At 46.0% G+C, this 5,856-nt stretch carries 4 protein-coding genes and 1 pseudogene; 1 reads left to right on the top strand and 4 read right to left on the bottom strand.

Translation table 11 applies throughout. The features are described 5' to 3' along the window. Positions 1-1,182, top strand: a 1,182-nt coding sequence (locus tag IQQ51_RS27215; protein ID WP_228012898.1) for a TonB-dependent receptor domain-containing protein, incomplete at its 5' end; no start/stop codon positions are given. Positions 1,183-1,285: 103 nt separating this feature from the next. Here IQQ51_RS27215 and xni read toward each other — a convergent pair. From xni to IQQ51_RS27210, 4 genes and pseudogenes are all read right to left on the bottom strand, one after another. Beyond that, on the bottom strand, positions 1,286-2,059 hold the full coding sequence (xni, locus tag IQQ51_RS15585; RefSeq protein ID WP_048612242.1) for a flap endonuclease Xni: 774 nt from the start codon (positions 2,057-2,059) through the stop codon (positions 1,286-1,288). 160 nt (positions 2,060-2,219) lie between these two features. Continuing rightward, the gene (gene ppnN / locus IQQ51_RS15580) at positions 2,220-3,584 is read right to left on the bottom strand and encodes a nucleotide 5'-monophosphate nucleosidase PpnN (RefSeq protein ID WP_086774719.1); all 1,365 of its coding nucleotides are present in this window, start codon (positions 3,582-3,584) and stop codon (positions 2,220-2,222) included. Positions 3,585-3,827: 243 nt separating this feature from the next. After that, positions 3,828-5,393 (bottom strand): GGDEF domain-containing protein, encoded by a 1,566-nt coding sequence (locus IQQ51_RS15575; RefSeq protein WP_081229491.1) that lies wholly within the window; start codon positions 5,391-5,393, stop codon positions 3,828-3,830. 118 nt (positions 5,394-5,511) lie between these two features. Further along, positions 5,512-5,856 (bottom strand): annotated as a pseudogene (locus IQQ51_RS27210) (tetratricopeptide repeat protein); the annotation flags it as partial.

The raw sequence follows: 5,856 nt of genomic DNA, 5'->3' as shown, positions 1-5,856 counted from the left end.
CTGAAAACCAATGTTTACTACAACCGCCAGTACATGGAGCGCGATGCGCTTGTTGATACGGCGTGGGACAAAGACGCGAACGGCAACTGGATCAAAGATGGCACGATTGCTATCCCAGACCGTGAATACAACGTGACGACCATCGGTGGTGATATTCGTAACATCTCTTGGGTTGGTCAGCATGAATTGACTTACGGTCTGGATGGTTACAAGGCTGAACAGTGGATTGATGCTGGCGATGGTGTGTACCAAAGTGGTTCGCAACAAGGTCAAACTAAGAAGTACGGCATGGACGGCGGCACTGTGACTGCCTACGGTCTTTACGTACAAGACATGTACGAGTTCAGCGATTTCCGCTTAACGAGCGGTTTGCGTTACGACGTTCATAAACTTGGTGGTGTTTACGATGGTGATTTTGATCAGCTGTCTCCAAAGTTCAAGGGTGAATACCAAACCACGGATAACCTAAAACTTCGTGTGGGCTATGGTCGTTTGTTTAAAGGTGCATCATTGCCAGAAGCATTGACGATGAAAGCTGCACCTGATGTTAACCAGTCTAATACCAAAGCGATGACGGGTAACAACTACGAAGCGGGTTTTGATTACGAGCTGACACGTCTGCTTGCTGCTGATTACGCTATCCTAGGTTTTACGGCTTACACCTACAATCTTGATAATCAGATGCATCCAACTAAGAACAACTCAACATTAGCAAACCAATATGATGTTGAAGTGTGGGGTGTTGAAACCGTATTGAGCTATGAGCTAGATGCGTTAAGTGTTTACGCTAACCACTCATACTCTGATGGTGACCAGAAAGACCTAGAGAATGGCAAAACGAGCCATATGAGTAAAACAGGTATTCACAACTTCAAAGCGGGCTTTAACTACAGCCTAAACAGCGAGTTTGTGTTTGGTTGGGATTCACGCTTTGTACCGGGTAATGACTACATGGACGAAGATGGTGAACAGGTTAAACGTGCTGGTTTCGCTACGCATAACATTTGGGCGGCTTACACTCCAACGTTTGCTAAAGATCTAGAAGTGAACCTTGGTGTCGACAACCTGCTTGATAAGAAGTACGCAGAGCATACTGGTTTTGGTATCTCTTGGGGCTCAGATAAGTACACCAGCTACGAAGCGGGTCGTAACTTCAAAGCATCTATCGCTTATAACTTCTAATCATCCGACTGAATCCGCTTAGGCGGCAGCCGTAAATAACAAAAAGCCTTAGTGTGAACTAAGGCTTTTCTGGTTCTGTAGCTTTGTGTATATCGAGTAGGCTCTAAGAGTTTGCTTCGTAACGAATATCTTGCAGATTGAACCCTAAATCAATGTCTGTTTTGAGTGCCGATACTTGCTTACATACACGAGCGGATTCGATGTGTTCGTCGAACTTCTTACGATATTTTTTCGGTAGGTCTTCTGCTTGGTAGGCCGCTTCGATATCTGGGTATGTGGTTAATATCTCTTTGGCTGCTTTTGGTCCGACACCTGGAATCCCCGGTACTTGGCTTGAGCTTACGCCCGTTAATCCCCAGTAATCCGCCAGTTGTTCAGGTTTAACGCCAAACTCAGCTTCGATAAAGGGTTTGTCTAACCAGCGGTGCTGGAAGTAATCTCGGATCTGCAGAGTGGGTGATAGCAGCTGGCAATACCCTTTGTCTGTCGAGATGATGGTGACGGTTTCTCCGTGGTCAGCCACTTTCTTTGCCAGTGTTGCGACGAGATCATCCGCTTCATCGCCATCAGACAGCAGTGAATCAATGCCTAACTCCCACCAAGCTTGTTGAATAGCATCAAGGCCTTTCATTAATGGTTCTGGCATCGGTTTACGGTTCTGCTTATAAGCAGGGAGCACATCTGCGCGCCAGCCTCGATCTTGTAAATGGTGATCAAATACCGCGATGATGTGGGTGGGCTTTGATTCATTCAGAATCTTATTGAGAGTTCGAGTAGTGGTGGTGATGGTTCTTGCTATATCGGTTGGATCCGGCTGAACAGAGTGCACGCGTCGGATGAGGTTTAAGGCATCGATAATAACAAGATGGATAGACATAAGTTTCCACTAAATAGGCAATAAAAAAGGGGCTGCTAGCCCCTTATAGTAACGTATCACTTGGTGAGTTGAAACGTTAGCGACGTAAACGTCATAACCTGATTAACTTTATGCCTACCAATTGGTTATCACTCACTTAGTTACTCGTTAATGAGTGTGCCTATTCGCTCGGTGCAATTTTATAGCAAGGCACGTAGTCCGTACCGCCCGGTAGCTTCATTCGATGTTGCTCAACAAAGTCGTTTAGCAGTTGGTCCATCTTGGTCATTAGCTCTTTGTCGCCATCAATCAGGAATGGGCCGTGTTTCTCTATCTCTAGAATACCTTCGGCTTTGACGTTACCTGCGACAATACCTGAGAACGCTTTACGTAAATTAGCGGCTAGGCTCTCTGTTTTTTGGTCCATATGAAGATCAAGCGCCGCCATAGATTCGTGTGTTGGATCGAATGGCAGTTGGAACTCAGGCTCAATATGCAGCGACCAGTTGTAGCTGTAGGCATCACCGGTCTCTTTACGGTGAGAGCGCACATCTGGCATCGCTTGTTTCATGATTTTCGCAGCGCGTGCTGGATCATCAATCACGATCTCATAATGTTTCTGCGCATCAGGCCCTAGAGTTTCACCAATGAACTTATCGATTGAGCGGAAGTAAGCTTCGCTCTCTTTCGAACCAGTTAGGACAATCGGCATTGGCTGCTCGGCGTTATTCGGGTGCATCATGATCCCTAATATGTACAGCAGCTCTTCGGCCGTGCCGGGGCCGCCTGGGAAAATGATGATGCCATGCGCCATACGAACAAACGCCTCAAGACGCTTCTCAATATCTGGCATGATCACCAGTTCGTTCACGATTGGGTTTGGTGGCTCAGCCGCAATGATCGAAGGCTCGGTAAGCCCCAGATAACGATGATCGGTGTAACGTTGTTTCGCGTGACCAATGGCAGCCCCTTTCATTGGGCCTTCCATTGCTCCCGGTCCACAACCGGTACAGATGTTCAGTTCACGTAGGCCGAGTTCATTACCGACTTCACGAGTGTATTGATACTCGCTGGCATTAATAGAGTGACCACCCCAACATACAATCAGGTTAGGCTCGATGCCCGGCGTCAGCGCACCTGCATTTCTCAAGATACCAAACACAAGGTTAGTAATGTGAGTGGCATTAGTCAGGTTGAGCCTTTGGTTGTCGGCTAAGTGCATGTTGACGTAAACAATGTCACGCAGTACTGAGAATAGGTGTTCTTGAATACCCTTGATGATTTCACCATCGACAAAGGCATGCTCAGGTGGGTTGCTCAGTTCTAGCTTAATACCACGCTCACGGCGAACGACTTCGACATCGAACGACAGATATTTGTCGAGCAACTCTTTGGAGTTGTCGGTATGGCTACCCGAGTTCAGAACCGCTAACGTACAGTTACGATACAGTTGGTACAGATCACTAGACGCGGTTTTCTTAAGACGCTCAACCTCAAGTTGAGAGAGTAAATCCATGCTACCGGCAGGGCTGATATGAGTGATCATAGTGCCTCCTTATTGAAAAGAGCAGGGGACGTTGAAGTGACCCTCTGGCTCGAGAGTGAGAAGCAAACGTTGAAAGTGTTTGGTTAAAGGTAGGAGAGAGTTAACCAGACGAAACGGATACGACAGCGTTGCTTGCCAAGAATGCTTGTTAAGCGAATGTTAATCATTAGCTTAGCAAACATTGAGGGAAATGGTATGTGATAAGTATTTGAAAAAATGAAATAAATTAAATCTAGGGCTGGCCTAGTGCCAAACAAGTTGGTTGTTACCGCGTTGTTTTGCTTTATTTAGCGTTGTATTGAGTCGCTCTAACACTTCTTCCGGTGTATCAGACTCTTTAAACTGAGTACTTGCCGCGCATAAAGTGATCGTGATTTGTTGGTCACGGAACTTAAAGGGCAGGCGGCTTACTTGAGTTTGAATGTTCTGAATCACCTGATGGCAATATTCATCGGTTTGCTCTGGTAGCAGTAACACAAACTCTTCACCTGAAAAGCGAGCCACAGTATCAGTGGTGCCGGCTTCTTTGGTGATGGTTCTTGCGATGATCTTGAGTGCTTTGTCGCCCGCGGTGTAACCAAAGCTATCGTTAATTGCTTTAAAGTTGTCGATGTCGAGCAGTACTACGCGTAGCGAGTGTTGCGCGCGGATCCAGCGGCGATACTCAAGCTCTAAGCGATCAGTAAAGGCAGTGCGATTGTAAACCTTAGTAAGAGGATCAAGCAGCATTCGCTGAGCCTGATCTTCCAAACGCTTACGGTAATCTTGGGTCACTTCATAGAGTGAATCTAACTGAGTCTTTCCGTAACTCATTCTCTCTATCAGAGCTTGTTCTTTTTGCTCTGCGTGGTTCAGCCTTTCCGAAAGAGAGGCGATTTCACTGAGTAGCGGATTAATCGACAGCTTTAAACTATCAATATCCTTCGCTTTATCTACCGAGCTTTGGCTTCTAGTGACAAGTTCATTTAACTCAGAGTTTAGACCTTGGCGGTGCTCAAAGTAGCTCTGGCTCTGGTCGGCATTTTGGTCTGCCGTTTTGATGCTGGACGCTAGAGAGGAGTTAAGCTGGTCGATGAATTGTTCAGACTTCTTACGTTCTAGGTTGGTGCCTTCAATAACCAGTTTGAGGATCTGAAGTGTCAGCTCAAGTAGGTTTTGTGTGGAAACACCAAGCAGCAGCTTCGCTCGAATATCGGTAAGCAGATCACCCGATTCACCCTCGAAGTCGAGTTCAGTGATCAGATGTTGTAATTCGTTTGATAGGTCGGAAAGGAGCTCTTGTTCCGGAGAGTGCGCAGCGTCAGCAAAATGGGTGCGTGAGTTATTCGCCATAATCTTTATGGCACGCTCATAAATACCGAGAAGTTTCATGGCATGGTCGACTTTCTGACTGCCATTGCATTCGGAGAAGCTAAGTAAGTTTCGTAGGTCGCGTTTTAGCTGTGCTGGAAGTCCAGTTATGCGCTGCAGCGTTTCCCCACTGTGCTTAATGCTATCGTCCAGATATCCGTTCTGTTTATCCATAGCCAACGTTTTCTGCTTAAGCATCCTTTCTAATACTGCCAGCTTTGGGATCATCGAGCTAATGTCTTTTTGTTTTTCTAGCTCTTCCCTAAGGGCAATGAGGTTTTCATCTAAATGGCTGTTACTGCCAACACATGCGTCACTTAAAGATGTGACGATACGCTTTAGAACTTTCTGTTCTCTAATAAACTTGAACGAGGTGTCTCTTTGCGTCAAACGTACCTGCTCCAACTGAGATTTCAGCTGGTGGAGTTGCGCCTGAATGTCTTTTTCAAGAATGCCCATAGATGTATTTATTAGCGCCGCGTAGACCGATCTCGATCATTTTGATGAAATTCCGTTACATCGATAATAACAAAACTAAAAATAAGGTCACGACTTGCTGCTCTTAACCGCTCGCAAATCAGTCATCTTTTAGCATTTTTTTGATGTTGTCCTCATTCTGGTACGAGGATTGTATTTTTATTAACCCTTGATTAATCGCATGTTTACACGCTTCTCTTATGTTACCAGTTGCAAGGCTCGCTGCCGGTGCATTATCGATAGCTTTTAGATAAACCCATTGGCTACTGCGCTCTTTGAGACTGATCTCTCGAGCGAGGTTGGTCGACATCAACAATACGTCGAGCAGTTCTTGATCGTTAATTGCGGTGTAAGCGCGTGGCAAGAATGGGTAGTCAGCGATACCCATACGGACCGTTCGGTTGATATTTCGCTCTGTTTCGAAGTCATTCACCCAAGATTGAAT

The organism is Vibrio sp. OPT18 (assembly GCF_015163615.1).
Lineage (GTDB): Bacteria > Pseudomonadota > Gammaproteobacteria > Enterobacterales > Vibrionaceae > Vibrio > Vibrio coralliirubri.
Note: the sequence above shows the minus strand (reverse complement) of the source record. Positions and strands in the feature narration are given on the sequence as shown.